We start from the raw sequence: 26,452 nt of genomic DNA on the forward strand, positions 1-26,452 counted from the left end.
GACGAAGCGGCCCTCAACCGAAGTATGTAGCGGATGAACAGTCCAAATCCAGACATGTCCCAGTTGTTCGCGGACCGTCAGGCCCAGCGCAGCACCCTGCATAATCGGTACCTGAACGAGCAGTTCGTCCGGGTTCTCAAGACCATCGGCTACGACGTCGGCTTCCAGAAGGGGCAGGGACAATACCTCTTCGATCGCGAGGGGGCGCGTTATCTCGACCTCTTGTCCGGCTTTGGCGTGTTCGCAATCGGGCGCAATCATCCGGTGATGCGCGATGCGCTGAAAAGCGTGCTCGACGCCGATCTGCCCAATCTCGTCCAGTTCGACGTCTCGGTGCTCGCGGGCGTGCTCGCCGAGCGGCTTTTGAAATACGTTCCGTATCTCGACAAGGTGTTCTTCGCCAATTCCGGCGCCGAATGCGTCGAGGCGGCGATCAAGTTCGCGCGTGGCGCCACCGGCCGCCCCGGCATCGTCTACTGCGCCCACGGCTATCACGGCCTGACTTATGGCGCACTGTCGCTGACCGGTGATTCGAACTTCCGCACCGGCTTCGAGCCGCTGCTACCGGGCTGCACCTCAGTTCCGTTCAACGATCTTGCCGCGCTCGAAAAGGCGCTGGCCTCGCGCGAGGTCGCGGCCTTCGTGGTCGAGCCGATCCAGGGCAAGGGCGTCAACATGCCCTCCGACGAGTTCCTGCCGGGCGCGGCCGCGCTCTGCAAGAAGTACGGCACGCTGTTCGTTGCCGACGAGATTCAGACCGGCATGGGCCGCACCGGCCGCTTCCTCGCGGTCGAGCACTGGAACGTCGAGCCCGACATGGTGCTGCTGTCGAAGTCGCTCTCGGGCGGCCACGTGCCGGTCGGCGCCGTGCTGACGCGCAAGAGCATCTTCGACAAGATCTTCAACCAGATGGACCGCGCGGTGGTGCACGGTTCGACTTTCTCCAAGAACGATCTCGCGATGGCCGCCGGCATTGCCACGCTCGACGTGATGGAATCGGAGAAGCTGATCGAGTCCGCCGCCAAGCGCGGCGCCGAGCTTCGCCTCGCGCTCACCCGGATGGTGCCCGGCTACGAACTCTTGAAGGAAGTGCGCGGCAAGGGCCTGATGATCGGCATCGAGTTCGGGCCGCCGAAATCGCTGCGGCTGCGGGCGTCCTGGAACGTGCTGGAGGCCGCCAACAAGGGCCTGTTCTGCCAGCTCATCACCGTGCCGCTGTTCAAGGATCACAAGATCCTGACGCAGGTCGCCGGCCACGGCAGCCACACCATCAAGCTGCTGCCGCCGCTCACCATCACCGAAGAAGACTGCAGCTGGATCGAGCGCGCCTTCGACGACGTCATCGCCGGCAGCCACAAGGTCCCCGGCGCGATCTGGTCGCTCGGCAAGACACTGGTGGACAACGCGGTGCGAAGGTCGGCCTGATCTCGTCATTGCGAGCGAAGCGAAGCAATCCAGAGTCCCTCCGCGGAGACGATCTGGATTGCTTCGCTCCGCTCGCAATGACGGTGGAGACGTCTACCCCTCCACATTCGCCTTCATCGCCGCCTCGAACTTGTCGACGAATTCGGTGAGCTCGTCGCCGCCGATATCGCTGACGGCCCAGAAGTTCAGGCCGCGCTCGCCCCAGCGGCGGCAGTTGAAGCCCTGCATGGTCTGCGTCTTCGGCGGCCGATGCTCGGTGCTCGCGGTCTGCGACACGAACAAATTGATGATGTGCTGCCGGCGCCGGTAGACCACGGCACCGATCGCGCGCGCATCGACATAGTCGAGCCGGCCGCCGACCAGGGTAAAGCCTTGCGCGGTGAGGTCGATCACGGGCGGGGCGACATCGAGCTTGCCGTTGAACCAGGGCTTGACCGTGTGCTGATCAGTCGAGACCACGTCGATGAGGTGGCCGGCCTGGAGCGAGCGCAGATGTGCGGAGACGACCTCCGAGAGAATGCGCTGCTGGTCGTCCTGGCGCAGCACCACGGCGACGACGCCGGAGGCGGCGAGCGCCGAGACTGCCGAACCCATCGCAAAACCGCGCAGCACGGAACGCCGGCTCGGCTGCGGCCGCGCTTGCGGCATCGACGCCTCGATACGGGCACGCAAGCCAGCGGGCGCGGTATAGCGCAGCTTCGTATCGGCCAGCACGCGCTTCATCTCGCGCTGTGCCGCAAGCTCGGCCGTGCAGGCCGGGCAGCTTGCGATATGGGCTTCGACCTCGCGCGCATGGCCGGCATCGAGCTCGTTGTCGAGCAGCGCGTGAAGCAGGATTTGTGCTTCGTCGCAGGTCATTTCGAGTGCTCCTCTTCCGCCGTCCAGGCCGCGCGCAGCATGGCGCGGGCGCGGGCGAGGCGGGACATCACGGTGCCGACCGGGGCACCGACGGCTTCGGCAATTTCACGATAGGACAGGTTGCTGATCTCCCGCAGCACGAAGGTTTCCTTGAATGGCTCGGCGAGCGCGTCGATCATCTTGCGGATGGCGCCGGCGTCGCGGCTGCGTAGCACCTCGGTCTCCGGGCTCGCCTCGCTCTCCTGCCACATCGGCGTCTGGTCGGCGGCGCCGGGCGTGTCCTCAATCGCGGCGTGCGAGTGCGCGCGTCTGGCATATTCGGCGTTGCAGACGTTGCGCAGGATCGCGAACAGCCACGGCTTCATCGCCGGGCCGCGATAGCTGTCGAAGTGCTTCAGCGCGCGCAAATAGCATTCCTGCACCGCGTCCTCCGCGTCGGAGGCGTCGCGCAGCAGGTAGCGTGCGAGCGTGTAGACGTCGTCGAGATAAGGGAGCGCCGCCTCGCGGAAGCGCTGCGCCTTCTGGAAATCGTCGCTGACGGGCATCGCCTCTCGCTTTGCCTCTTGCTGCGTTTCGTATGTCGTTGCGAGCTTCGCGCCGTTGTTGGGCCTGACCGAAGGCACGCGAGCCCGGCCGGCGTGGGACCACCGGCCGGGCAAGACAGAGATGCCTTGGTTGGAGACGTTACTCAACCTTGATCATCCCGGTCATGTGCGGGTGCAACGAACAAAAATACTTGTAGTCGCCCGCATTGGTGAAGGTGAACGCGAACTTGTCGTCGGTGTCCAGGGTCTTGGACCTGAACTTGCCGGCCGACACCACGGTGTGGGGGATGTCGTCCCGGTTGGTCCAGGTCACGGTCGTGCCGACCTTGATCTTGAGCTCCGGCGGCTGGAAGACGAAATTGTCGATATGTACCTCCAGGTTGTCGTCGGCGCGGGCGATTGTGGCGGGTAGCAGGATGGCCGCGGCCAAAGTGAGACCGAGGTCGACCCCGAAGTCGCGGCGGTTGAGTGTCTTCATTGTCAGCTTCCGTTCAGCCCTGGATCAACCCTGCAGCGGCGTATCGATGATCGCGAGCCGCTGCTCGTTCTGCTTGAAGTTGATGCTGGCGACCCCGAGCATCGAACGGAGCTTGGCGTCCTCGACCTTCATCGGTCCGGGCGAGGCGGCGGTACCCGGCGCCGGCTGCGGGAACGCGGTCGAACGCGCCGTGTGGAAGGTGACGTTACCCTCGACCTTCTGCATCACCTGGTGGATGTGCCCGTTCAGCACGGTGACCGAGCCGAAGCCCTTGACGTATTCGAGTGCGCGGCCGCCGTCCTCGGTGCCCCAGCCCCATTCCGGATAGACGGTCCAGAGCGGAATATGCGCGAACAAAACGACCGGCGTGGATTTCGACTTGCCGCGGAGGTCGTCCTCGAGCCAGGCAAGCTGCTCGGCGCCGAGATTGCCGAGGCCGCCGCCCTTGAGGTCGACGACGTTGACGAGGCCGACGAAGTGCACGCCGCCGGCGTCGAAGGAGTACCAGCCCTGGCCCTTGGTGCCGCGGCCGTAGCGCTCGCGATAGAACTTCACCTCTTCGTCGAGGAAGTCATGCTCGCCCGGCACGTAGTGCACGTCCAGCTTGGACTGCGAGATGATGCGATCGGCGTTGTCGAACTCGGAGGCTTTCGACAGATGAGTGATGTCGCCGGTGTGGATCATGAACGACGGCTTGACCGGCATCGCATTGATCTTGTTGACGGCTTCCTCCAGCGTGCCCAGCGCATTGGGGTTGGCCGGCTTGTCGAAGCCGACATGGCTGTCGCTGATCTGGAGGAAGGTCATGCCGGGCGCGGCGGCGGTTGCGGCCTCGGCTGAATCGATAATGCCGAGCGAGCGCGGCACGCCGCCCGTGATGGTCCAGAGCACCCCGGTGCCTGCCCATGTCATGCATTCCAGCACCTTGCGGCGGCTGACGCCGTCTTCGCCGTGATCGTGTCCGCTCATCGCACGCCTCCTTTGGCCCGGAATTGGGCTTCGGGGAGGTGATCGGGGGAGGGGTGGGTTTATTCGTGCAGGCTGATGACGTTTTCGTGAGGTAGGGTCACACAGGCCGGATACAACGCACGGCTGCGTCCGGGACAAGGGACATGAACGGGGTTCTACGCCGAAAATTCCCAGACCGCCCGCAGCACGAGGGCGAGCGCTTCCAGACGGTGTAGGTCGATGCGAGATCGCGCGCGACCTCGTCCCAGACGTCGGCGACGAAGCCTGTGCCGTGCACGAGCAGGGCAGCCGGTTTGCCGATTGGACGCTACTTCGCATCCTCCAGAATCATCGCCGCGCCCTTCTCGGCGATCATCGCGGTCGGCGTGTTGGTATTGCCCGAGGTGATCGTCGGCATGATCGAGGCGTCGACGACGCGAAGACCGCTGAGGCCATAGAACCGCAGGCGCTCGTCGACCACGGCCATGGGATCGCTCGCCGCGCCCATTTTCGCCGTGCCGACGGGATGGAAGATGGTGGTGCCGATATCGCCGGCGGCTTTTGCCAGCGAGGCATCGTCGTCGCCGACGGTGGGGCCGGGCAGATATTCGCGCGGGCGATATTTTGCCAGCGCCTTCTGCTGCATCAGGCGGCGCGTGGTGCGGATGGCGTCGGCGCCAACCTGGCGGTCGTCATCGGTCGACAGATAGTTCGGCGCGATGATCGGCTTTTCGTCCGGCGTCGCCGAGCGCAGACGCACAGTGCCGCGCGAGGTGGGCTGGAGATTGCAGGCGCTCACCGTGATCGCCGGGAAGCGGTGCAGGGGATCGCCGAACTTGTCGAGCGACAGCGGCTGCACGTGGAACTGGATGTTGGCGCGCGCGCGTGTCGCATCGGAACGCGTGAAGATGCCGAGCTGCGATGGCGCCATGGTCAGCGGACCGCGGCGGCGGAAGGCATAGTCGAGGCCCATCAGGCCGCGGCGGATCAGATTGTAATAGGTCTCGTTCAGCGTCCGCACGCCCTCGACCTTGTAGATCGCGCGCTGCTGGAGATGGTCCTGCAGATTGCGCCCCACGCCGGGCTTGTCCATCACGATGTCGATGCCGAGCGGCGACAGCCAGTCGGAGGGCCCGATACCGGAGCGATGCAGCACCTGCACCGAGCCGATCGCGCCGGCCGACAGGACCACCTCGCGCTTTGCGCGCGCCTCGATGGTCTCGCCGTTCTGGATGAAGCGCACGCCGACGGCGCGGCCCTGCTCGATGATGAGACGGTCGACCAGCACATTCTTCTCGAGCCGCAGGTTCGGCCGGTTCAGCGCCGGCTTGAGGAAGCCGCGCGCCGACGACCAGCGCCGGCCGCGCTTCTGGTTGACGTGGAAATAGCTCGTGCCTTCGTTGTCGCCGGTGTTGAAATCCGGGATGCGCTTGATGCCCATTTCCTCGGCGGCATCACCAACGGCATCGAGAACGTCCCAGGACAGCCGCGGCGCCTCGATGCGCCAGCCCCCGCCGGTGCCGTGATGCTCGCTTGCGCCCAGGAAATGATCCTCGAGCCGTCTGAACAGCGGCAGCACGTCGTCATAGCCCCAGCCGGTCATGCCGAGCTGGCGCCAGTGATCGTAATCGGCGGCCTGTCCGCGCATCGAGATCATGGCATTGATCGCCGAGGAGCCGCCGATCACCTTGCCGCGGGGATAGGCGAGCGCGCGGCCGTTCAGGCCCGGCTCGGCCTCGGTCTTGAACATCCAGTCCGAGCGCGGATTGCCGATCGCGAAGAGATAGCCGACCGGAATGTGGAACCAGATCCAGTTGTCGTCGCCGCCGGCCTCGAGAATGAGGACGCGGTTCTTGAGCTCGGCCGACAGCCGGTTGGCCAGGATGCAGCCGGCCGTGCCGGCGCCCACGACAATGTAGTCAAACTCACCTTCGAGCCGCCTTGGCATTCTGCTTCCACCCGGATGGTCTCTAAACGTTCCATCCTAATAGGCAGACGGAGACGATCGGGACAAGTCCGGCCATGCCGGGCGGGCAGGGCCAGGCCCCGATCCCTGACGGTTGGGTGGACTGGTGCTTGCATGGTAGACAGGCCTGCATTTTCAACAAAGCTCGAGATCCTCCATGCCCATCGTGAACCGCGTCGCTGACCTTCAATCCGATATCCAGGCCTGGCGGCGGGACATCCACCAGCACCCCGAGCTGCTGTATGACGTCCACCGCACCGCAGCATTCGTCGCGGATCGCCTGCGCGAGTTCGGTTGCGACGAGGTCGTGACCGGCATCGGCCAGACCGGCGTGGTGGGCGTGATCAAGGGCAACAAGCCGGCCGGCGAGGGGCTCAAGGTGATCGGCATGCGGGCCGACATGGACGCGCTGCCTGTCGATGAGCAGACCAACCTGCCTTACGCCTCCAAGATTCCGGGCAAGATGCACGCCTGCGGCCATGACGGCCACACCGCGATGCTGCTCGGCGCCGCACGCTATCTCGCCGAGACCCGCAACTTCGCCGGCGATGCCGTCGTGATCTTCCAGCCGGCCGAGGAAGGCGGCGCCGGTGGCGCGGCCATGGTGAAGGACGGCATGATGGAGCGCTTCGGCATCGAGCAGGTCTACGGCATGCACAACGGCCCCGGCATTCCGATCGGCTCGTTCGCGATCCGGCCGGGCCCGATCATGGCGGCGACCGACGAGGTCGACCTCATGATCGAGGGTCTCGGCGGCCATGCCGCACGTCCGCACAAATGCGTGGATTCCGTTCTGGTCGGTGCACAGCTGATCACGGCGTTGCAGTCGATCGTCGCGCGCAGCGTCGATCCCTTGGAATCGGCCGTGATCTCGATCTGCGAATTCCACGCCGGCAATGCCCGCAACGTCATCCCGCAAACCGCTACTCTGCGGGGCACCATCCGCACGCTGACGCCGGACGTGCGCAAGCTGGTCGAGAAGCGCGTGCGCGAAGTCGTGGCGGGCGTCGCCCAGATCACCGGCGCCAAGATCGATCTGCACTACAAGCGCAATTATCCCGTGGTGAACAATCACGTCGCGGAGACCGAGGTGGCGTCGCGCATTGCCAAGCAGGTCGCGGGCGATGCCAATGTGCTCGAGATGTCGCCGCTGATGGGCGGCGAGGACTTTGCCTACATGCTGGAAGCGCGCCCCGGCGCGTTCATCTTCTGCGGCAACGGCGACAGCGCGGGCCTGCATCACCCTGCCTACAATTTCAACGACGAGGCGATCGTGTTCGGTACCTCCTACTGGGTCAAGCTGGTCGAGGAACAGCTCGCGGCGTCGTAAGCCAAGACGCCGGCAGAAATGAAAAGGGCCCGTGCATCGCACGAGCCCTTTGACGTTAAGTAAGCGATGGTCTCTCAGAAGAGGTGAGAGAACAGATAGTACAACGTGCCCGAGATGATCATCGCGGCCGGCAGGGTCAAAATCCAGGCCATGGCGATGTTGCGGATCGTGGACCATTGCAGGCCGGAGCCGTTGGCGGCCATGGTGCCGGCGATGCCGGATGACAGCACGTGGGTGGTCGAGACCGGCAGGCCGTAGATGTCGGCGGCGGCGATGGTGGCGGCCGCCGTGATCTCGGCGCAGGCACCTTGCGCGTAGGTCAGGTGCGTCTTGCCGATCTTCTCGCCGACCGTGACGACGATGCGCTTCCAGCCGACCATGGTGCCCAAGCCAAGCGCGATGGCGACCGCGATCTTCACCCAGCCGGGGATGAACTTCGTGGCGCTGTCGAGCGAGCCCTTGTAGGCGTTGAGCACGGCGACGTCGCTGGTGCTGAGCTCGGCTTCCTTGTCCTTCATCAGGAATCGCAGTGCTTCCGAGACGAGGTACATGTCGTTGCGGGTGTTGCCGACGAGGTCGGCCGGCACCTTGGCGAGCGAGCCGTAGGTGGTCACCTGCTTGGCGATGTCGCGCACGAGCACGGCGAGCGACGGGAACGTGCCGCCGTTGACCTCATGCTGCGCAACATAGTTGGTCACGGCGGGCCGCGGATTGCCGATCACGCTGTAGCCGGCGGCCTTGCCTTCGATGATCTTGCTGGCGGCGTCCGAGTTCTGGCTGAACGCGGCGATCTGGCTCTCCGGCAGCGCGCGGTTGAGCGCGTAGGCGGTTGGCACGGTGCCGATCAGGATCAGCATGATCAGGCCCATGCCCTTCTGACCGTCATTGGAGCCGTGGAAGAAGCTCACCAGCGTGCAGGTGAGGATCAGGATGCCGCGGATCCACAGCGGCGGCGGCTGGTCGCCCTTCGGCTCGCCGAACAGAGCGGGCGTGGCGCGCAGCAGCGCGGAGCGCAGGATCAGCAGCAGGCCCGCGGCCAGCGCGAAGCCGAACAGCGGCGACAGCAGCAGCGCCTTGCCGATATTGGTGGCCTGGGACCAGTCGACGCCCGAGGTGCCGCTGCGGCCGTGCAGGAGCGCGTTCATGATGCCGACGCCCATGATCGAGCCGATCAGGGTGTGCGAGCTCGAGGCCGGCAGGCCGAAATACCAGGTGCCGACATTCCAGATGATGGCGGAGATCAACAGCGCGAACACCATCGCAAAGCCGGCGCTGGAGCCGACCTGGAGGATCAGTTCGACCGGCAGCAGCGAGACGATGCCGAACGCGACTGCGCCCGAGGAGAGCAGCACGCCGAACAGGTTGAACATGCCGGACCACACCACGGCGACGTGGGCGGGCAGCGAGCGGGTGTAGATCACGGTCGCGACCGCGTTGGCGGTGTCGTGGAAGCCGTTCACGAACTCGAAGCCGAGTGCGATCAGAAGCGCGACGAACAGCAGGAGGAAGGGAGCAAAGGTCTTGACCTGCGCGCCGGCAGCGTCGACGTCGACCCAGATGCTGTAGGCGACGAAGAGCAGTGCGGCGGCGATCACTCCCATATAGATTACGCCGGTGAGCGGATGGAATCCGCGATTAAGGTCTGGCCCCTTACTCAAGGCCGGCTCGATGGAGCCTGGCAAAGCAACGTCACTCATTGGAAATTCTCCTGTCCCAAGGCCCCGATTTTGCGCGCGGCATGTGACAGGCGGTTGAAATGGCGGACAGGCAGTTGAAATGATGGAATTTATCCACGCTCAGGCGGCGTGCGCGGACTTCTTCTGCAAGCTGGCAGCAATCGTGAGGTCTTCGACAAAGCGCTGATATTCCAGCACCTTCGCTTCCGGATCGGGTAGCCGCAGCAGATAGGACGGATGCACCGTCACCAGAGCCTTGCGTCCGTCGGGGAGGTCTATGAGCCGGCCGCGGTTCTTGCCGATGGGCGTGATCTTGCCGAACACGCTTTGTGCGGCGGTGGCGCCCATCGCCACGATGAGATCGGGCTGGATTGCCGAAACTTCCCGCTCATACCATTGCCGGCAAGCTTTGATCTCCGGCGTCGCAGGCTTCTGGTGCAGGCGGATCTTTCCGCGCGGCACAAATTTGAAGTGCTTCACCGCGTTGGTGACATAGACCTTCTTGCGATCGACGCCGGCTTCCGCGAGCGCGCGGTCGAGCATCTGGCCGGCCGGGCCGACGAAGGGGTGGCCGGCGAGGTCTTCCTTGTCGCCGGGCTGCTCGCCGACCAGCATGATGGTGGCGTTCTGCGGTCCCTCGCCGAACACGGTCTGCGTCGCGTCCTTGTAGAGCGGGCAGGCGCGGCAATGGGCGGCTTCCTCGCGAAGCGCCTCGAGATCGTTGGTGACAGTCTTACGTGTCATCGGAGCCTCCGGCCGTTTCTGAGGCTTGTGCGGATCGGTTGCGGCGTTGGCGATCATGGCGCCGGTCATGCGTTCGGCGTCCTCGATCAGAGGCTTAATGATCGAGGCCTCGGGCAGGTTCCTCCAGTATTTCTTCGGCATCTCCGTCTGCATCGCCTTCACCTTCAACCGCGCCGGGTTAAAGATGCTGGCGTAGTAGCGCCGCCAGGTTTCCTCCAGCCGGTCTTCGCCCGGCGCCTCGCTCTTGCTCACGCCCGGCGTGAACGAAAGCGCGTGGCCGTCCCAATGCGCGCAGAGATCGGGCGTCAGGATCGACCACGGCATGTCGGCAAAGCGCTTGGCGAAGAACGGCGCGGCGAGCTCGACGATATAATGCTCCGGCTCGAACCAGGCGACGTAATGCGCGGCACGTTCGCGGCCGATCTCGCGGAAGCGCACGAAGGCATGCATCTTGTGCTCGTCGCGATGGACCGCTCTTGCCATTGCCGTAGCTAACGCGATGTCAGGATCGGTCGCGACCTCGATGAGATCGTGGTTGTCTCTCAATCGCCAGAGCAGGCGATAGAGGATCGCAAAGCGCTGCGGATCGCGATGCAGGATGGCGGCCTGGGCGAGGTCGACGAATTTTGCCGACACGCTGAAGGTGCCGTCGTTCACCTCGAGGATCGGAGACGGCGCGGGCGGTGCGAACAACTCGGCTTCGCCGCCTTGCACGGCCCATGTGACTTCGGTGGGCTTCACATGATGAAGCACGAGCGTGCGGGCGGCTTTGCGCCAGCTTTCGAAATCGGTTTCGGTGTCGAGGATGATGTACTGCATCAGAAGCCAAACCCCAGTTGCGTTGCTTTCGGCTTGAACCGTTCGATCAGCCGCGCCTCGTCGAGGCGGTGCGGCGCGGGCCGGTGATCGCTGAGCACGATGAACGGCAGCACCTTGTTGCGGGGCACGTGCAGCCGCGCGAGATCGGAGAGACGGATCGTGGTGGTGCGCCGTGTGGCGATGATGCGCTCGACCGCCTTGGTGCCGAAGCCCGGTACGCGCAACAGCTCCTCGCGGCTGGCGCGATTGATGTCGAGTGGAAAGCGGTCGCGGTGGCGCAGCGCCCAGGCGAGCTTGGGATCGATGTCGAGCGGCAGCATCGCGCTGTCGTCGACGATCTCGCCGACGTCAAAACCGTAGAAGCGCATCAGCCAGTCGGCCTGGTAGAGCCGGTGCTCGCGCAGCAGCGGCGGCGCGCGCAGGGGCAACGCGCGGCTGGCGTCGGGGATCGGGCTGAAGGCGGAGTAATAGACGCGCCGCAGCCGGTAAGAGCCGTAGAGATTGGCGCTGGTGTGGAGGATGGTGTGATCGTTCGCGCCATCGGCGCCGACGATCATCTGCGTGCTTTGTCCTGCCGGCGCGAAGCGCTGCGGCTTGGCCTTCGTCTTGGTGCTGCGGTTGTCCTCGGCTTCGTCCAGTTTCAGCCGCAGCCGGCCCATGGTGCGGCGGATCGCACGCACGTCCTTCTCGGGCGCGAATTGTTGCAGGCTGGTCTCCTCAGGCATCTCGATATTGATGGAGAGACGATCGGCATATCTGCCGGCTTCCGCGATCAGCGCGTCGTCGGCCTCCGGAATGGTCTTGAGATGGATGTAGCCGCGGAAGTGATGCTCCTCGCGCAGTTTTCGCGCGACGCTGACCACCTGCTCCATGGTGTAGTCGGGACTGCGAATGATGCCGGAGGAGAGAAACAGTCCTTCGATGTAATTGCGCCGGTAGAAGTCCAGCGTCAGCTTGACCACCTCGTCGATGGTGAAGCGAGCGCGCGGCACGTTGGAGGAAGCGCGATTGACGCAATAGAGACAGTCGTAATTGCAGGCGTTGGTGAGCAGCACCTTGAGCAGCGAGATGCAACGTCCGTCCGGCGCGTAGGAATGGCAGATGCCCATGCCCGGCGCGGTCGAGCCCATGCCCTTGCCGTCGCTGGAATCCCGCTTTTCGGTGCCGCTGGAGGCACAGGAGGCGTCGTACTTGGCTGCATCCGCCAGGATCTCCAGCTTGCGTTGTACGTCCATCCCGGAATCCCTTTGATTCAGCTCATGAATCTGATCGAGCGCAATTCGATTGACTCTTCGCGCGCCGTTAGCTTTATATTAGAACATATCATGAACAAATGAGCCAGCCGCTGGTTCTCTTTTTGAGAGTCATCGGCAATCACCTCTGAAGGAGCGGCGAGCATGAGCGGCGCACGCATGAGCGCGCTTGCGACCTTGCGCAGCCAGATCGAACGGATCGAGACGGCGGAGGTCGTGCATCATCACGACCGCGTCGCGCTCGGCCACGGCGAGGTCGACCACGCCTTGAAAGGCGGGCTCGCACGCGCGGCGATCCACGAGGTGTTTTGCGAGGGGCGTCAGGGCGCGGCCGCGACGGGCTTTATCACCGGGCTTGCGGGCCGCGTCACGGTGCGTCGGCCGCTGCTGTGGGTGCGGCAGGATTTCTCGGAACTTGAAACCGGCGCGTTGTCGATGTGCGGGCTCGCCGAGCTCGGCCTCGATCCGCGCCGCGTGGTGATGGTGCGCGCGGCCGACGTGGAGAGCGCGCTGCGCACCTCGGCCGATGCGCTCGCCTGCGATGCGCTCGGCGCCGTCGTGCTCGAGCTCTGGGGCGAGACCAGGCAGTTCGATCTCGTGGCGAGCCGCAAGCTGACGCTGGCCGCACAATCCTCCGGCGTCACCGGCCTCTTGTTGCGGATGGCGGCACAGCCGCTGCCCTCGACGGCGGAAACACGATGGATGCTGCGCGCGGCGCATTCGCCGCCGGGCGCGGCTTCAATGCCTGCGGCGCTTTGGAGTGCCTGGGGCGCGCCGCGCTTCGATGTTGAGCTGTTGCGCAATCGTCATGGCCCGTGTGGCCGGTGGATCATGGAATGGAAGTGTGATGAGTGCCAGTTCTCTGAACCGTCGGCGTATTCTCAGCCTGTGGCTGCCGCGCCTGCCCATCGACCGGATCCAGCGGTTCTTCAACGGCGGGTTGGGTAATAATCCTGAGCCCAGCATTGTCGTCATCAAGGATAACAATGCGCTGGTGATCCATGCGCTGGACGAGGCGGCCGAGCGGCTCGGTCTGTACATCGGCCAGCCGCTGGCGAATGCGCGAGCGATGTGTCCGGACCTGAAAGTGTTCGACGCCGATGTCGTGGCCGATGCAAAGGCGTTGAGCGATATCGCCGACTGGTGCGACCGCTTCACGCCGCTGGTGGCGCTCGATCCGCCGCACGGGCTGTTCCTCGACATCACCGGCTGTGCGCATCTGTTCGGTGGCGAGGCTGCATTGTTGCAGACGCTGGTCCGTGCGCTGGCGCGCCAGGGCTTTGCCGTCGGCGCCGCGATCGCCAGCACCTCGGTCTGCGCGCGCACGCTGACGCGGCAGACGCCTGGCGTTATTGTTGCCAATGGCGGGGAGGCGGCGGCGATCGACCGGTTTCCGGTGTCCGCGCTCGGTGCGGACGAGGCCATCACCACCGGCCTGCGCCGGGCCGGGCTGAAGACGATCGGCGATGTCGCCTCGCGCACGCCGAGCGAAATCACGGCGCGGTTCGGCGCGCGGTTCTCCACGCTGCTCGCGCATGCGCTGGGGCAGGGCGATGCGCCGATCAGCCCGCGAAAACCGCTGCCCGACTACATCGTGGAAAAACGCTTTGCCGAGCCGATCGCGACCGACACCATGATCGCGATGACGCTGTCGCGGCTGGCCGATACGCTGATCGCTTCCATGGAAAAGCAGGGCAAGGGCGCGCGCCGATTAGAGGCCGCGTTCTTCCGCACCGACGGCGTGGTGCGCGCGATCATGGTCGAGACCGGGCGTCCCGTGACGCGAAGTGCCGTCATAGACCGGCTGTTCCGCGAGCGGCTCGATGCGCTTGCCGATCCCCTCGATCCCGGCTTCGGCTTCGACATGGTGCGGCTGTCGGCGAGCCGCACCGAGATCGTGGTGCAGGAGCAGCGCGATCTCGACGCCAATGTCCATGACAATGACGAGCTCGCCGCGCTGATCGACCGCATCGCCGCGCGTATCGGCGGAAAACGCGTCGTCGTGCACCTGCCGCAGGACACCCATATCCCTGAAAGTGCGGTGCTGGCCGCGCCCGCGCAGCATCATCTCGCCGCCGCTATGCAGGCCGAATGGCCGGCGCGCGCCGAGAGCGAGCCGCCGCTGCGCCCCTTGCGCCTGTTCGACAAGCCGGAGCCGGTCACAGTGCCGTTCGCGACCGTGCCTGATGGCCCGCCGCATCAATTCACCTGGCGGCGCGCAAAACATGCGGTGGTGCGGGTGGAAGGACCCGAGCGCATCGCCATGGAATGGTGGCGGCAGGACGGCAAGCAGCTGACGCGGGATTATTTCCGCATCGAGGATGCCGAAGGCCTGCGCTTCTGGATTTTTCGCGATGGTCTTTACGAGGGGGAGGTGTTCGACGCCGACGGCAAGCCCGCTTCTCCCGGCTGGTACGTGCACGGTCTCTTCGCATGACGACATCAGCTTATGCCGAGATCGGCATCACCACAAACTTCTCCTTCCTGCGCGGCGGCTCGGATCCGCGCGCCTATGTGCATCAGGCCAGCAAGCTCGGCATTCCCGTGATCGGCATTGCCGATCACAACACGCTGGCCGGCGTGGTACGGGCCTGGAATGAGCTCGACAATGACACGGTGCTACACAAGCCAAAGCTCCTGATCGGTGCGCGCATCGTCTTCATCGACGATACGCCCGACATTTTTGTCTATCCGCGCGACCGTGCCGCCTATGGCCGGCTGTGCCAACTCCTCACCAGAGGCAAGCGTGGCGACGACATCACGCGAATCGAGAAGGGCGAATGCCATCTCAGCTTCGCCGATCTTCTGGAGTTTTCTGAAGGCCAGCTCCTGGTCCTGACGCTGCCGCATCGGTTTGATGATGCGAAAGCGCTGGATGTGCTTTCAAGGCTCGAGGCCAGCCGCGCCGAAGGCGTGTGGCTGGCCGCGAGCCTGGTCTATCGCGGCGACGACCGTCGCCGTCTGGCGCGGCTCGACGATCTCGCAGCCAAAGCAAGGGTGCCGCTGCTCGCGACCAACGAGGTGCTCTATCATGATCCCGGCCGCCGGCCGCTTCAGGACGTGCTGACCTGCATCCGGGAAAAGACCACGATCGAGGCGGTCGGACGCAAGCTGGAAGCCAACGCCGAGCGCTTTCTGAAGACGCCTCGCGAGATGGCGCGGCTGTTCCGCGATTTCCCCGAGGCGATTGCGGAGACCATGCGCTTTGCCGACAAGATCGACTTCTCGCTCGACCAGCTCAAATATCAATATCCGGACGAGCCGGTGCCGCCGGGCAAGACCGCGCAGGGGCATCTGGAGGATCTGACCTGGGCAGGCGTCGATAAATACTTTGGCGGGATCGACAATGTCGACGCAAAGCTGCGCGCGACCTTGCACAAGGAGCTCGCGCTGATCGCCGAGCTGAAATACGCGCATTACTTCCTCACCGTGCATGACATCGTTCATTACGCGCGCAGCCAGAACATCCTGTGCCAGGGGCGGGGCTCGGCGGCGAATTCGGCGGTGTGCTACGTGCTCGGCATCACCTCGGTCGATCCGACCAAGGTCGATCTGCTGTTCGAGCGCTTCATCTCCAAGGAGCGGCTGGAGCCGCCGGATATCGACGTCGATTTCGAGCATTCGCGGCGCGAGGAGGTGATGCAATATGTCTATCGCCGCTACGGCCGCCACCGCGCCGCGATCATCGCCACCGTCATTCATTACCGCCCGCGCAGCGCCATCCGCGATGTCGGCAAGGCGCTGGGGCTGACCGAGGACGTCACGGCCGCGCTCGCCGACACCGTCTGGGGCAGCTGGGGCAAGGGCCTCAACGACATGCAGGTCAGGCAGGCCGGGCTCGATCCGCAAAATCCCATGATCAATCTCGCGGTCGAGCTTGCGACCGAGCTGATCGAATTCCCGCGTCATCTCTCCCAGCATGTCGGCGGCTATGTGCTGACGCAGGACCGGCTCGACACCTATGTGCCGATCGGCAACGCCGCGATGGACGACCGTACTTTCATCGAATGGGACAAGGACGACGTCGACGCGCTCAACATGATGAAGGTCGACGTGCTCGCGCTGGGCATGCTGACCTGCATCCGGAAGTGTTTTGACCTGATCGATCAGCATAAGGGCGAGCGCTGGGTTCTGGCGACCGTTCCGCAGGACGATCCCAAGGTTTACGACATGCTGTGTGCTGGCGAGTCGCTCGGCGTGTTCCAGGTCGAGAGCCGCGCGCAGATGAACATGTTGCCGCGCCTGAAGCCGCGGACCTTCTACGATCTCGTCATCGAGGTCGCGATCGTGCGCCCGGGTCCGATCCAGGGAGACATGGTGCATCCGTATCTGCGCCGGCGGAACGGGTTGGAGAAGGTGATCTATCCCTCGCCATCGCCTGAGCATGGTCCCGCGGACGAGCTCTACAAGGTGCTGCACAAGACGAAGGGCGTGCCCCTGTTCCAGGAACAGGCGATGCGTATTGCGATCGAGGCGGCGAAATTCACCCCCGAGGAAGCCAATGGCCTGCGCCGCTCGATGGCGACCTTTCGCAATGTCGGCACCATCGGCCAATACGAGGAGAAGCTGATCGGCAACATGGTCGCGCGCGGCTATGATGCAAACTTCGCCAGAAGCTGTTTTGACCAGATCAAGGGCTTCGGCTCCTACGGTTTCCCGGAGAGCCATGCCGCGAGCTTTGCCCAGCTCGTCTATATCTCGTCATGGCTGAAGTATCATCACCCCGACGCCTTCTGCTGCGGGCTTCTGAACTCGCAGCCGATGGGCTTTTACGCGCCGGCGCAGATCGTCGGCGATGCCCGCAAGAACGGCGTCGAGGTGCGCGAGATCGACGTGTCCTACAGCTTTGCGCAGAACACGCTGGAGAGCACGGACGACAGATATTGTGCCGTTCGCCTCGGCTTCCGCCAGATCGACGGCTTTCACTGGCTCGATCCGGATGAGGAATTCCTCAAAGCGGAGCAAGCGAAGCGGCAGGGCAAGGTCTATGTCACTCAGGAAGACTGGGCCGACCGCATCATCAAGGCTCGCGACCGCCAACGGTTCACCTCGCTCGAAGATTTTGCCCGCGACACCGGCCTGCCCAAGCGCGCCCTGATCCTGCTGGCGGATGCTGATGCATTCCGCTCGCTCGGGCTCGACCGCCGCGAGGCACTGTGGCAGGTGCGACGGCTGCCCGACGATGTGGCGCTGCCGCTGTTCGAGGCAGCCACCGCGCGCGAGCAGCCGGACGAGCAGGCCAAGCCGTTGCCGGTGATGCCGCGTCCCGAACAGGTCGTCGCCGACTATCAGACCATTCGGTTGTCACTCAAAGGCCATCCGATGGAATTTTTGCGCGAGACATTTTCGCGCGAGCGGATCGTCGCCTGCAAGGAGATCAGCCATGAGAACGAGCGACGCCGCGTCCGCTGCGCCGGCGTGGTGCTGGTGCGGCAGCGGCCCGGCAGCGCCAGTGGCGTCGTGTTCATGACGCTGGAGGACGAAACCGGTATCGCCAATGTCGTGGTGTGGCCCAAGATCATGGAGCAGTACCGCAAGGAGGTGATGGGCGCGCGCCTCATCCTGGTCGAAGGCTATATCCAGAGCAGCCCCGAGAAGGTGACGCATCTGATCGCGCAGCGCATGATCGACCGCTCGCACGATCTGGTCGGTCTTGCCAACGATGCCCTGAGCCGCAAGCATCCGGTCCCGGCAGGCGCCGACCTGATCGAGCCGCTCAATGACGACCGCCGCGACCACGCGGACATGCCGGCGCAAAAAATCCGCCACCCCCGCAACGTCCGCATCCTGCCGCCGTCGCGGGATTTCCATTGAGGAGTGGTGGGGGGCCGCCACACCCGTCATTGCGAGCGTAGCGAAGCAATCCAGTCTTTCCGCGGAGGGATTCTGGATTGCTTCGCTGCGCTCGCAATGACGAGGATAGAGGATTGCTTCGCTTCGCTCGCAACGACGGCGGAAACAGCACGCCCCTCACTCCGGCGCCGCTCCCACCGGCGGGCCGCCGGGCGGGCGGTGCAGGAAGGTCAGCGAGGCGTAGGCGCCGGCCCAGGAACCCATCGCCGCGAAAGCGACATAGAAGGCGTTCTCGGTGTAGCTGATCACGGCGTAGGAGGAGAGCAGGTACCAGACCGCGCTCCAGTTCGCCGCCGGGACGCGCTTGCGCGCGATCACGGCCGAGGTGAACATCACATAGACTGCGTCGGTGGCCGCCGTTGCGATGAACACGGCGCCCGCGGTGAGGGGATCGATGGCAGCCATTGCATTCCTTTGTGTGCTAATGGAAGTCGCAAAGCTAAGGGAGAGAAGCGGTCATGCAAAGCCCTGCCGACATTCTCAGCGACATCTGGGCCTCCGCCGACGGCGACAAGGCTGCGCTCGCGCGCGTACGGCTGACCGGCGAAGAGCCGCAGATCCCATCCTCGTTTCGCGTTGCCGTTGCCGGACAAACGACGATTGCCGCTGCCGGCCTTGCCGCTGCTGAAATCTGGCGGATGCGCGGCGGCGAGGCGCAGGATGTCGCCGTCGACATGCGTCACGCCGTCGTCGAATGCCGTTCCGAGCGTTATCTGCGCCTCGACGACAAGCCGCCGCCACCGGCCTGGGATGCCATCGCCGGCGTCCACAAGACCGGCGATAGCCGCTTCGTTCGCTGCCACACCAATTTCAGGCATCACCGCGACGCCGTCTGCAAGGTGCTTGGCTGTGTGCCCGAGCGCGAGAAGGTGCAAGCCGCGCTGATGCAATGGAAGGGCGAGGATTTTGAAGCCGCGACCTATGCCGCCGGCGGGGTCGTCGCTCTGATGCGCTCTTACGATGAATGGTCGGCGCTGCCGCAAGCACGTGCGCTCGCGCAATTGCCGCTGATCTCGATCGAGAAGATCGGCGACGCCTCTCCAAAATCTTGGTCTAAAGAGCCGTGGCCCAAAGGCGATCGCCCGCTCTCGGGTCTTCGCGTGCTCGATCTCTCCCGCGTCATCGCCGGTCCCGTCGCCGGCCGCACGCTTGCCGCGCACGGTGCGGACGTGTTGCTCGTCTCAGGGCCGGAGCTGCCTGCCATTCCCTGGCTCACCATCGACACCGGCCGCGGCAAGCTCACCACCTTCATCGAGCTGAAGAGCGAGGCGGGCCAGGCGCAGCTGCGCGCGCTGTTGAAGGAGGCCGACATCTTCTCGCAAGGCTATCGCCCGCGCGCGCTCGCAGCCCTCGGCTTTTCGCCGGAGCAGGCCGCGGAGATCAATCCCGGCATCGTCTACGTCACGCTGTCGGCTTACGGCCATGCCGGCCCATGGGCCGAGCGGCGCGGCTTCGATTCGCTGGTGCAGACCACGACCGGCTTCAACGACGCGGAAGGCAAGGCCGCCGGCATCAACGGTCCCAAGGAATTGCCGGCGCAGATGCTCGACCACGCCACCGGCTATCTGATGGCATTCGGCGCGATGATGGCGAGGGCGCGCCAGGCCCGTGAAGGCGGCAGCTGGCACGTGCGCGTGTCGCTGGCGCAGACCGGACGCTGGCTTTGGAATCTCGGCCGTTTCGAAGGTGGTCTTAACACCCCGGATCTTACGGGTGAGGCTGTACATGCAACGTTCATGGAGACAGTGTCATCTGGCTTCGGCATGTTGACGGCGGTGCGCCATTCGGCGGTGCTGTCGCGGACGCCGGCGCGATGGAGCCGTCCGGCCATGGCGCTCGGCAGCCATCCGCCGCAATGGCCGGCGCGAAGCTGACGTGAAGCTGACGCGTCGCAAATTTTTAACGCGAACCAAAGGACGCCCTGCGTTTTTTAGGTTGTTTGAAATCTCAATTCGGCACTATTAGCGCGACCGATGAGGCAGTCGTTTGCCGAGATCGTCGCAGACTTGACCGGGCCCCATGGTAGTTGAAAATACCAAGCGATTGCAGGTGCTTACAAAACGACGGGTGATTACATCCGTAGTTTTACTGGCGCTTGCCGGGGCCGGGGCCTACGGCTTTCTCTATGCGGGCGCCAAGGACAAGAGCCATTCCGAAGTCTCCAGCCAGTCGCGCCGGAATGCGCAGAACTTCACGCCGACACCGTCGGAATGGGCGACGCTGACGATCGAGCCGGTCAATGCCAAAAGCTTCCGCGCCGAGTATGTCACCGAAGGCAAAGTCGCGGTCGACGAAGACCGTTCGACGCCGGTGTTCTCGCCTTATGCGGGCCGGGTGACCAAGCTGCTCGCCAAGCCCGGCGAGAGCGTGACCCAAGGTCAACCGCTGTTCACAATCGAGGCCGCCGACACCGTGCAGGCCCAGAACGATTTCATCGCGGCGATGACGTCGCAGAACAAGGCGAAGTCGGCGCTCGAGCTTGCCGACATCCAGTACCGGCGCGCCAAGGATCTCTACGAAGGCCGCGCCATTCCACTCAAGGATTATCAGCAGGCGGAAGCGACCCAGGTCCAGGCGCAGAACGATATGCGCTCCTCGGTGACGGCGCTGGAGGCTGCAAACAACAAGCTGCGGATACTCGGTTTCACCGACGAGACGATCAAGGCGTTCCAGACCAAGAGCACCATCAATCCGGAAATCACGATCTATGCGCCGATCTCGGGCACGGTCGTGCAGCGCAAGATCGGTCCTGGGCAATATGTCAATTCCGGTGCCAGCGATCCGGTCTTCGTGATCGGCGATCTCTCGACGGTCTGGCTCACCGCCTTCGTGCGTGAAAGCGACGCCGCCTCCGTCAGCGTCGGGCAGGACATCAGCGTCAACGTGATGGCGCTGCCGGGCCGTCCGCTGACCGCCAAGATCAACTACGTCGCCGCCGCGATCGATCCCAGTACCCGCCGCCTGCTGGTCCGCGCCACCATCGACAACAAGGATGGTCTGCTCAAGCCGGAAATGTTCGCCAACGTCACGATCTATTCGGCCGGCGACCGCGGGGCGCCTGCGGTGCCGAAGCAGGCGCTGATCTACGAAGGCGACCAGGTCCGCATCTGGGTCGCGCGCGAGGACAAGTCGGTCGAGCTCCGCCAGATCAAGACCGGCCTCATCAACGGCAACCTCGTCGAGGTGACCAGCAACCTGAAGCCCGGCGAACATGTCGTCGTCAAAGGCAGCCTGTTCATCGACCGCGCGGCGTCCGGTAGCTGATCGACGAGCCCCAAGAAACTGCGAAAAACCTGAATGGACCGTCTCGTCGCCCTAGCCGTCAACCGGCGCTTCCTGATGGTCGGCATGTTTGTCGCCGTGCTCATCGGCGGCCTGATTGCGTTCAATCAGCTCAACATCGAGGCCTATCCCGATCCGACCCCGCCGATGGTCGACATCGTCACGCAGAGCCCGGGCCTGTCGGCGGAAGAGATCGAGCGCTACATCACGATCCCGATCGAGACCCAGGTCGCGGGCCTGAAGAACCTCACGACCATCCGCACCATCTCGCTCTACGGCCTTTCCGACGTCAAGCTGCAGTTCTCCTTCGCCTACACCTATGACGAGGCGTTGCAGCAGGTCTTGAACCGCCTGGCGCAACTCGCGCCGTTGCCGGGCAACGTGCAGCCGCAGATCTCGCCGCTGAGCCCGATCGGCGAAATCTTCCGTTATCGGCTGGTCGGCCCGCCGAACTACAGCGTGCTCGACCTCAAGACCATTCAGGACTGGATCCTCCAGCGTCGCTTCCGCGCCGTGCCCGGCGTGATCGACGTCACCGGGTGGGGCGGCAAGAGCAAGACCTATGAGCTCCAGGTCGACAACAACAAGCTCGTCGCCAACGGCCTGACGCTGCCGCAGCTGCTCCAGGCGGTCAGCAATTCGAACGTCAATGTCGGCGGCAACACCGTCAATATCGGCCAGCAGTCGGCCGTGGTCCGCGGCGTCGGCCTGATCCGCTCCATCGACGACCTCGCCAACACCATGATCGCCCAGACCAACGGCAATCCGGTGCTGGTGAAGGACGTCGCCACCGTCACCGTCGGCCAGAAGCCGCGTCTCGGCATCGCCGGCATCGACGATTCCGACGATATCGTGCAGGGCATCGTGCTGATGCGCCGCGGCGAGCAGAGCTCGCCAACCATCAAGCGGGTCCACCAGCTCGTTCAAACCATCAACGAGTCCAGTATCCTGCCGCCCGGCGTCCGCATCGAGCGCATCTATGACCGCGGCGACCTGATCGAGCTCACCACCCACACCGTGCTGCACAACATGGTGGTCGGCATCCTCCTGATCGTGCTGTTGCAGTGGATCTTCCTCGGCGATCTGCGAAGTGCGCTGATCGTCGGCGCCACGATTCCGTTCGCCTTGTTCTTCGCCGTGATCATCCTGGTGCTGCGCGGAGAATCGGCCAACCTGCTGTCGGTCGGTGCCATCGATTTCGGCCTGATCGTGGATGCCACCGTCATCATGGTGGAGGCGATCTTCCGCCGCCTGACACAGACCACGCCGCCGGCGGAATCCGAGCAGATGTCGCCCGACACGCTGTTCGGCATGAAGAGCCACGCTATCCTCAGCGCCGCGGCCGACGTCTCGCGCTCGATCTTCTTTGCCGCTGCGATCATCATCGCGGCCTTCCTGCCGCTGTTCACGCTGTCAGGCGTCGAGGGCAACATATTCGGGCCGATGGCGCGCACCTATGCCTACGCGCTCGCCGGCGGCCTGCTGGCGACCTTCACCGTGACGCCTGCGCTGTCCGCGATCATCCTGCCGGCGCATGTCGAGGAGACCGAGACCAGGGTGATGCAGATCCTGCACCGGATCTACATGCCGGTTTTGAATTGGGCCGTCGCCAACCGCAGCATCATGCTCGGCGCCTCGGTCGGCCTCGTGCTGATGACGGTTGCGCTCGGCCGGCTGCTCGGCCTCGAATTCCTGCCCAAGCTCGAAGAGGGCAACCTCTGGATCCGCGCCACGCTGCCGCCGACCATCTCGCTGCAGGAAGGCAACTCCTACGTCAACGAGATGCGCAAGCTGATCCGCGCCCGGCCCGAGGTCGAATCCGTGGTGTCACAGCACGGCCGTCCCGACGACGGCACCGACGCCGCGGGCTTCTTCAACGCCGAGTTCTTCGCGCCGCTGAAGCCTGTAGACCAGTGGCCCGGCACGCATGACAAGGAAGAGCTGACCGCGCAGCTGCTCAAGCAGCTCGACGACCGCTTCCCCGGCGTCGAGTTCAACTTCTCGCAATATCTCCAGGACAACGTCTCGGAAGCCGTTTCCGGCGTGAAGGGCGAGAACTCGATCAAGCTGTTCGGCAGCGATCTCCAGGCGCTGACCGACACCGCCAACAAGATCAAGTCGGTGCTGGCGACCGTGCAGGGGGTCACCGACCTCGCGGTCTTCACCTCGCTCGGGCAGCCGACCGTGCAGATCGACATCGACCGCGCCAAGGCCGCGCGCTACGGGCTCGCCCCCGGCGACATCAACGCTACCATCAAGGTCGCGATCGGCGGCGACACCGCGGGCGATATCTACGAGCCGGGCTCCGACCGTCACTTCCCGATCATCGTTCGCCTTGCGCCGGAGTACCGCCGCAGCGCCGAGGCGATCCAGAACATACGGATCGGCGCGCCCGGGCCGAACGGCTCCGTGACACAAATCCCTTTGAGCGAGGTCGCCAACATCAGCCTCGTCTCCGGCGCCGCCTACATCTATCGCGAGCAGCAGGAACGCTACCTGCCGATCAAGTTCTCGGTACGCGAGCGCGACCTCGGCAGCGCCATCCGCGAGGCGCAGCAGAAGATCGCTGACCAGGTTCAGCTGCCGCCTGCCTCGCACATGGAATGGGTCGGCGAGTTCGGCAATCTCCAGGACGCGATCCGGCGGCTGTCGATCGTGGTGCCGATCTCGCTGGCGCTGATCGGCATCCTGCTCTGGTTCAATTTCGGCTCGATGACCGATACCTTGCTCGCCATGAGCGTGATCCCGATGGCGATCTTCGGCGGCGTGCTCGGTCTGCTGATCACCGGCACCGCCTTCAGCGTCTCGGCGGCGATCGGGTTCATCGCCCTGTTCGGCATCGCGGTGATGGATGGCATCATTATCCTCTCGCAGTTCAACCAATTGATCGATGAAGGCATGGACCGCGTCAGCGCAGTGATCCGCACCGGCGAGCTCCAGCTCCGCCCGGTGTTGATGACCTGCGTGGTCGCCGGCGTCGGCCTGCTACCGGCTGCGCTGTCGGCGGGCATCGGCTCGCAGGTGCAGAAGCCGCTCGCGGTCGTGGTCGTCACCGGCATGATGCTGGCACCGGTCGTGATCCTGGTGACGCTGCCGGTGCTGATCTCCTTCTTCTCCCGTCGCGCGCGCTGACGCGCGAGCTAGCCCAACGCGCGCTGCGCGATCCGCAGCAGCATCAAGGTCCCGAGCCCGAGCAGCACCAGGCTGGCGAACCGGCTGCTCAATGACAGCATCCGCGGCGTCAGCCGCGAGCGCGCGGTTGCGACGATCGTGCTGAGGATCATCCACCAGACCGCCGAGCCGACGAAGACACCCGCGATCAGCGGTGCGGCTGCGGCCTGCGTGGAGAATGCGTGCAACGCTGCGAGAAACAGGATGACCGTCAATGGATTGGTCAGCCCGAGCGCGATGGCGCTGAGATAGGCGCGAGCGAGATGCACTCTGTCGATCTCACCGGCGTCCTGGAGCACGATGGAGCACCGGTGCGTGCGGAGCGCGAACCACAGCAGCGTGAGTGCCGAGACGATGCCGAAGACAACAGCATTCGCCTCGACCCAGGGCTGTGCAAGCGCGCCTAATCCCAAAACTGCGAAGGCGCTGTAGGTGAGATGCACAGTCGCCGCGCCGAAGCCGGTGGCGAGGCCTGTGGCGATGCCCGACTCCAATGTGCGCTGAATGCACAGCATGCCCATTGGCCCGATGGGGGCGGCGACGGTGAAACCAATTCCGATGCCGGACAAAAGCGCGGCAAGATAATGCGATAAAAGCATGCACCCGCACGAACAAATGAAATCAGTGCGTGTGCGTACCCGGATGCGAGGGCCCGTGCCTCAACCGAAAGGGTGAAAAGCGAAAGGAACCACGAACACGTTCGTGTGAATCCAATCTCGTTGCACTCGTGCGACAGAGTTCCGCCACTCGACATGGAGCTGCGTCGCACTTCATTGAACCTAATTGCGCGTGTCGCGACTCAGAAACCGTACAGCCGCGCCGGATTGTCGACCAGGATCTTCCTGCGCACATCCGCATCCGGTGCCCATACCGGAAGCTGGTTGAGCAGGCGGCCGTCGTCGATCTGGTGGAACGGTGCGAGGTCGCAAGTCTTGCGGCCCTCGACTTGAGCCGAATCCGGATGTGGCCAGTCGGTGCCCCAGACGATGCGGTCCGGGTTTGCGGCGATCAGTGCGTGCGCATAGGGCATCATGTCCTGATAGTCGGGCGCGAGGTTCGACGAGCGATAGGCGCCCGAAATCTTCACGTACGTCTTGCCCGATGTGACGAGTGCGACGAGGTCCGCAAATCCGGGCTGCTCCAGTCCGAGCGAGGCCTCGAGGCCGCCAAAGTGGTCGAACACCGCGGGCACCGGTGAGGCCAGCACGAGATCCCTGATCGCCGAGATCATCGCCAGCGTGGTGTAGAGCTGCACGTGCCAGCCGCGCGCTTTCATGCGCTCGATGGCGGCGGTGAGGCGGGTGCGGCCGACATCGGGATTGTTGACGCCGTCGGTGGCAAGATTGATGCGGATGCCGCGAAAGCCGTTCGCATGCATCGTGTCGAGCTGAGCTTCCGTGGTCTTGTCGTCGATCACGGCCACTCCGCGTGCGGTCGCGCCGCGCGCCTTGATTCCGAACAGGCTGGAGGAATTGTCGGTGCCGTAGACGCTCGGCGTGACGATCACGACGCGCTCGATATGGAGCGCCTTGTGCAGCGCTGCCATTTCTTCCGGGCTTGCTGGCCCTGGCGTATAGACGCGCCCGGCAAAGAAAGGAAACTTTTCGACATCGCCGTGGATATGGGTGTGACAATCGCACGCATGCGCCGGCACGTCGAAGTTGATCGGCGTCGCGGGTTGCGCTGCGCGCGCGTACTTTTTGTCGGTCATGGCTGCTCCGGCGGCGAGGAAGGCGCTCGGAACGATATCACATCAGCCGGGCAGTCGAGCCATTTCGGCGCATAGCTGCTCGACCAGCTCCGCAATCGGCCGCGCACCGTCGACGCGGACCACAGGGGAGGTTAGACGCGCGAGCCACGCCTCATCTTTTGCGAGGTTGCGGCCGAAGCGCGCAACTGTGGCCAGCAGGTCGATGGGCGGTTTTGAGGTCATGCGGTTTTGAGGTCATGGCTACGAGTCCAACGACGTCCGATGCTATCACCTCTCTCGACAGGAAGTGATTAGGCCACGCCTACGTCGACGGGTTTCGCAACGGCGCTACAAATCCAGACATTGCGAGGATGACATTGTGCCCCTGTTTTGCCCGACGCGTCAAATAAAATT

At 64.4% G+C, this 26,452-nt stretch carries 20 protein-coding genes; 8 read left to right on the forward strand and 12 right to left on the reverse strand.

Annotation, left to right across the window (positions count from 1 at the left end):
• Positions 1–33: 33 nt before the first annotated feature.
• Positions 34–1,425, forward strand: a complete 1,392-nt coding sequence (gene hpnO, locus ABID59_RS19670; RefSeq protein WP_354084442.1) for an aminobacteriohopanetriol synthase HpnO — start codon at positions 34–36, stop codon at positions 1,423–1,425.
• Positions 1,426–1,518: 93 nt separating this feature from the next.
• Here hpnO and ABID59_RS19675 read toward each other — a convergent pair whose 3' ends face one another.
• The 5 genes from ABID59_RS19675 to ABID59_RS19700 form a co-directional block, all read right to left on the reverse strand.
• The gene (locus ABID59_RS19675; protein ID WP_148752080.1) at positions 1,519–2,283 is read right to left on the reverse strand and encodes an anti-sigma factor family protein; all 765 of its coding nucleotides are present in this window, start codon (positions 2,281–2,283) and stop codon (positions 1,519–1,521) included.
• Complete coding sequence (locus ABID59_RS19680) at positions 2,280–2,828, reverse strand: sigma-70 family RNA polymerase sigma factor (RefSeq protein WP_187434942.1); 549 nt, start codon at positions 2,826–2,828, stop codon at positions 2,280–2,282. Before ABID59_RS19680 ends, ABID59_RS19675 begins: the two co-directional genes overlap by 4 nt.
• Positions 2,829–2,967: 139 nt before the next feature.
• Entirely contained in the window at positions 2,968–3,306 is a 339-nt protein-coding gene (locus tag ABID59_RS19685; RefSeq protein ID WP_148752078.1) for a cupredoxin domain-containing protein, read from the reverse strand.
• Positions 3,307–3,330: 24 nt separating this feature from the next.
• Positions 3,331–4,275 carry a metallophosphoesterase family protein gene (locus tag ABID59_RS19690; RefSeq protein WP_148752077.1) on the reverse strand — a complete coding sequence of 315 codons (945 nt, stop codon included), beginning with the start codon at positions 4,273–4,275 and terminating at the stop codon, positions 3,331–3,333.
• A 307-nt stretch (positions 4,276–4,582) separates the two neighbouring features.
• Positions 4,583–6,202: a GMC family oxidoreductase gene (locus ABID59_RS19700; protein WP_354084443.1), complete on the reverse strand. Its 1,620-nt coding sequence runs from the start codon at positions 6,200–6,202 to the stop codon at positions 4,583–4,585.
• A gap of 175 nt (positions 6,203–6,377) precedes the next feature.
• Between ABID59_RS19700 and ABID59_RS19705 the strand changes: the two genes are divergently transcribed.
• Positions 6,378–7,550: a M20 aminoacylase family protein gene (locus tag ABID59_RS19705; protein WP_354084444.1), complete on the forward strand. Its 1,173-nt coding sequence runs from the start codon at positions 6,378–6,380 to the stop codon at positions 7,548–7,550.
• A 74-nt stretch (positions 7,551–7,624) separates the two neighbouring features.
• Here ABID59_RS19705 and ABID59_RS19710 read toward each other — a convergent pair whose 3' ends face one another.
• The 3 genes from ABID59_RS19710 to ABID59_RS19720 all read right to left on the reverse strand — a co-directional run bounded on the left by ABID59_RS19710 (position 7,625) and on the right by ABID59_RS19720 (position 12,024).
• Positions 7,625–9,247, reverse strand: a complete 1,623-nt coding sequence (locus ABID59_RS19710; protein WP_354084445.1) for an inorganic phosphate transporter — start codon at positions 9,245–9,247, stop codon at positions 7,625–7,627.
• A gap of 99 nt (positions 9,248–9,346) precedes the next feature.
• Positions 9,347–10,789 (reverse strand): UdgX family uracil-DNA binding protein, encoded by a 1,443-nt coding sequence (locus tag ABID59_RS19715; protein ID WP_354084446.1) that lies wholly within the window; start codon positions 10,787–10,789, stop codon positions 9,347–9,349.
• Positions 10,789–12,024, reverse strand: a complete 1,236-nt coding sequence (locus ABID59_RS19720) for a putative DNA modification/repair radical SAM protein (RefSeq protein WP_354084447.1) — start codon at positions 12,022–12,024, stop codon at positions 10,789–10,791. The genes ABID59_RS19715 and ABID59_RS19720 overlap by 1 nt, the downstream gene beginning before the upstream one ends.
• 162 nt (positions 12,025–12,186) lie before the next feature.
• Between ABID59_RS19720 and ABID59_RS19725 the strand changes: the two genes are divergently transcribed.
• Genes ABID59_RS19725 through ABID59_RS19735 form a run of 3 tightly spaced genes read left to right on the forward strand, consistent with a single transcriptional unit; the run spans position 12,187 to position 17,856 of the window.
• Complete coding sequence (locus ABID59_RS19725; RefSeq protein ID WP_354031857.1) at positions 12,187–12,990, forward strand: ImuA family protein; 804 nt, start codon at positions 12,187–12,189, stop codon at positions 12,988–12,990.
• Entirely contained in the window at positions 12,890–14,479 is a 1,590-nt protein-coding gene (locus ABID59_RS19730) for a Y-family DNA polymerase (protein WP_354084448.1), read from the forward strand. Before ABID59_RS19725 ends, ABID59_RS19730 begins: the two co-directional genes overlap by 101 nt.
• On the forward strand, positions 14,476–17,856 hold the full coding sequence (locus ABID59_RS19735; protein ID WP_354084449.1) for an error-prone DNA polymerase: 3,381 nt from the start codon (positions 14,476–14,478) through the stop codon (positions 17,854–17,856). The genes ABID59_RS19730 and ABID59_RS19735 overlap by 4 nt, the downstream gene beginning before the upstream one ends.
• A gap of 156 nt (positions 17,857–18,012) precedes the next feature.
• On the opposite strand, the gene ABID59_RS19740 is transcribed toward ABID59_RS19735, so the two are convergent.
• On the reverse strand, positions 18,013–18,300 hold the full coding sequence (locus ABID59_RS19740; RefSeq protein WP_148752069.1) for a hypothetical protein: 288 nt from the start codon (positions 18,298–18,300) through the stop codon (positions 18,013–18,015).
• Positions 18,301–18,353: 53 nt separating this feature from the next.
• Between ABID59_RS19740 and ABID59_RS19745 the strand changes: the two genes are divergently transcribed.
• From ABID59_RS19745 to ABID59_RS19755, 3 genes are all read left to right on the forward strand, one after another.
• Positions 18,354–19,769 carry a CoA transferase gene (locus ABID59_RS19745; RefSeq protein WP_354084450.1) on the forward strand — a complete coding sequence of 472 codons (1,416 nt, stop codon included), beginning with the start codon at positions 18,354–18,356 and terminating at the stop codon, positions 19,767–19,769.
• A gap of 145 nt (positions 19,770–19,914) precedes the next feature.
• The gene (locus ABID59_RS19750; RefSeq protein ID WP_354084451.1) at positions 19,915–21,159 is read left to right on the forward strand and encodes an efflux RND transporter periplasmic adaptor subunit; all 1,245 of its coding nucleotides are present in this window, start codon (positions 19,915–19,917) and stop codon (positions 21,157–21,159) included.
• Between the two features lie 33 nt (positions 21,160–21,192).
• Positions 21,193–24,309: an efflux RND transporter permease subunit gene (locus tag ABID59_RS19755; protein WP_148752066.1), complete on the forward strand. Its 3,117-nt coding sequence runs from the start codon at positions 21,193–21,195 to the stop codon at positions 24,307–24,309.
• An 8-nt stretch (positions 24,310–24,317) separates the two neighbouring features.
• On the opposite strand, the gene ABID59_RS19760 is transcribed toward ABID59_RS19755, so the two are convergent.
• From ABID59_RS19760 to ABID59_RS19770, 3 genes are all read right to left on the reverse strand, one after another.
• Positions 24,318–24,947, reverse strand: coding sequence for a LysE family translocator (locus ABID59_RS19760; RefSeq protein ID WP_354084452.1), 630 nt, complete (start codon positions 24,945–24,947; stop codon positions 24,318–24,320).
• Positions 24,948–25,147: 200 nt separating this feature from the next.
• Positions 25,148–26,059, reverse strand: coding sequence for an amidohydrolase family protein (locus ABID59_RS19765; RefSeq protein WP_354084453.1), 912 nt, complete (start codon positions 26,057–26,059; stop codon positions 25,148–25,150).
• 42 nt (positions 26,060–26,101) lie between these two features.
• The gene (locus ABID59_RS19770) at positions 26,102–26,281 is read right to left on the reverse strand and encodes a P-loop NTPase family protein (protein WP_354084454.1); all 180 of its coding nucleotides are present in this window, start codon (positions 26,279–26,281) and stop codon (positions 26,102–26,104) included.
• Positions 26,282–26,452 lie beyond the last annotated feature (171 nt).

The organism is Bradyrhizobium sp. S3.3.6 (assembly GCF_040546905.1).
Lineage (GTDB): Bacteria > Pseudomonadota > Alphaproteobacteria > Rhizobiales > Xanthobacteraceae > Bradyrhizobium > Bradyrhizobium cytisi.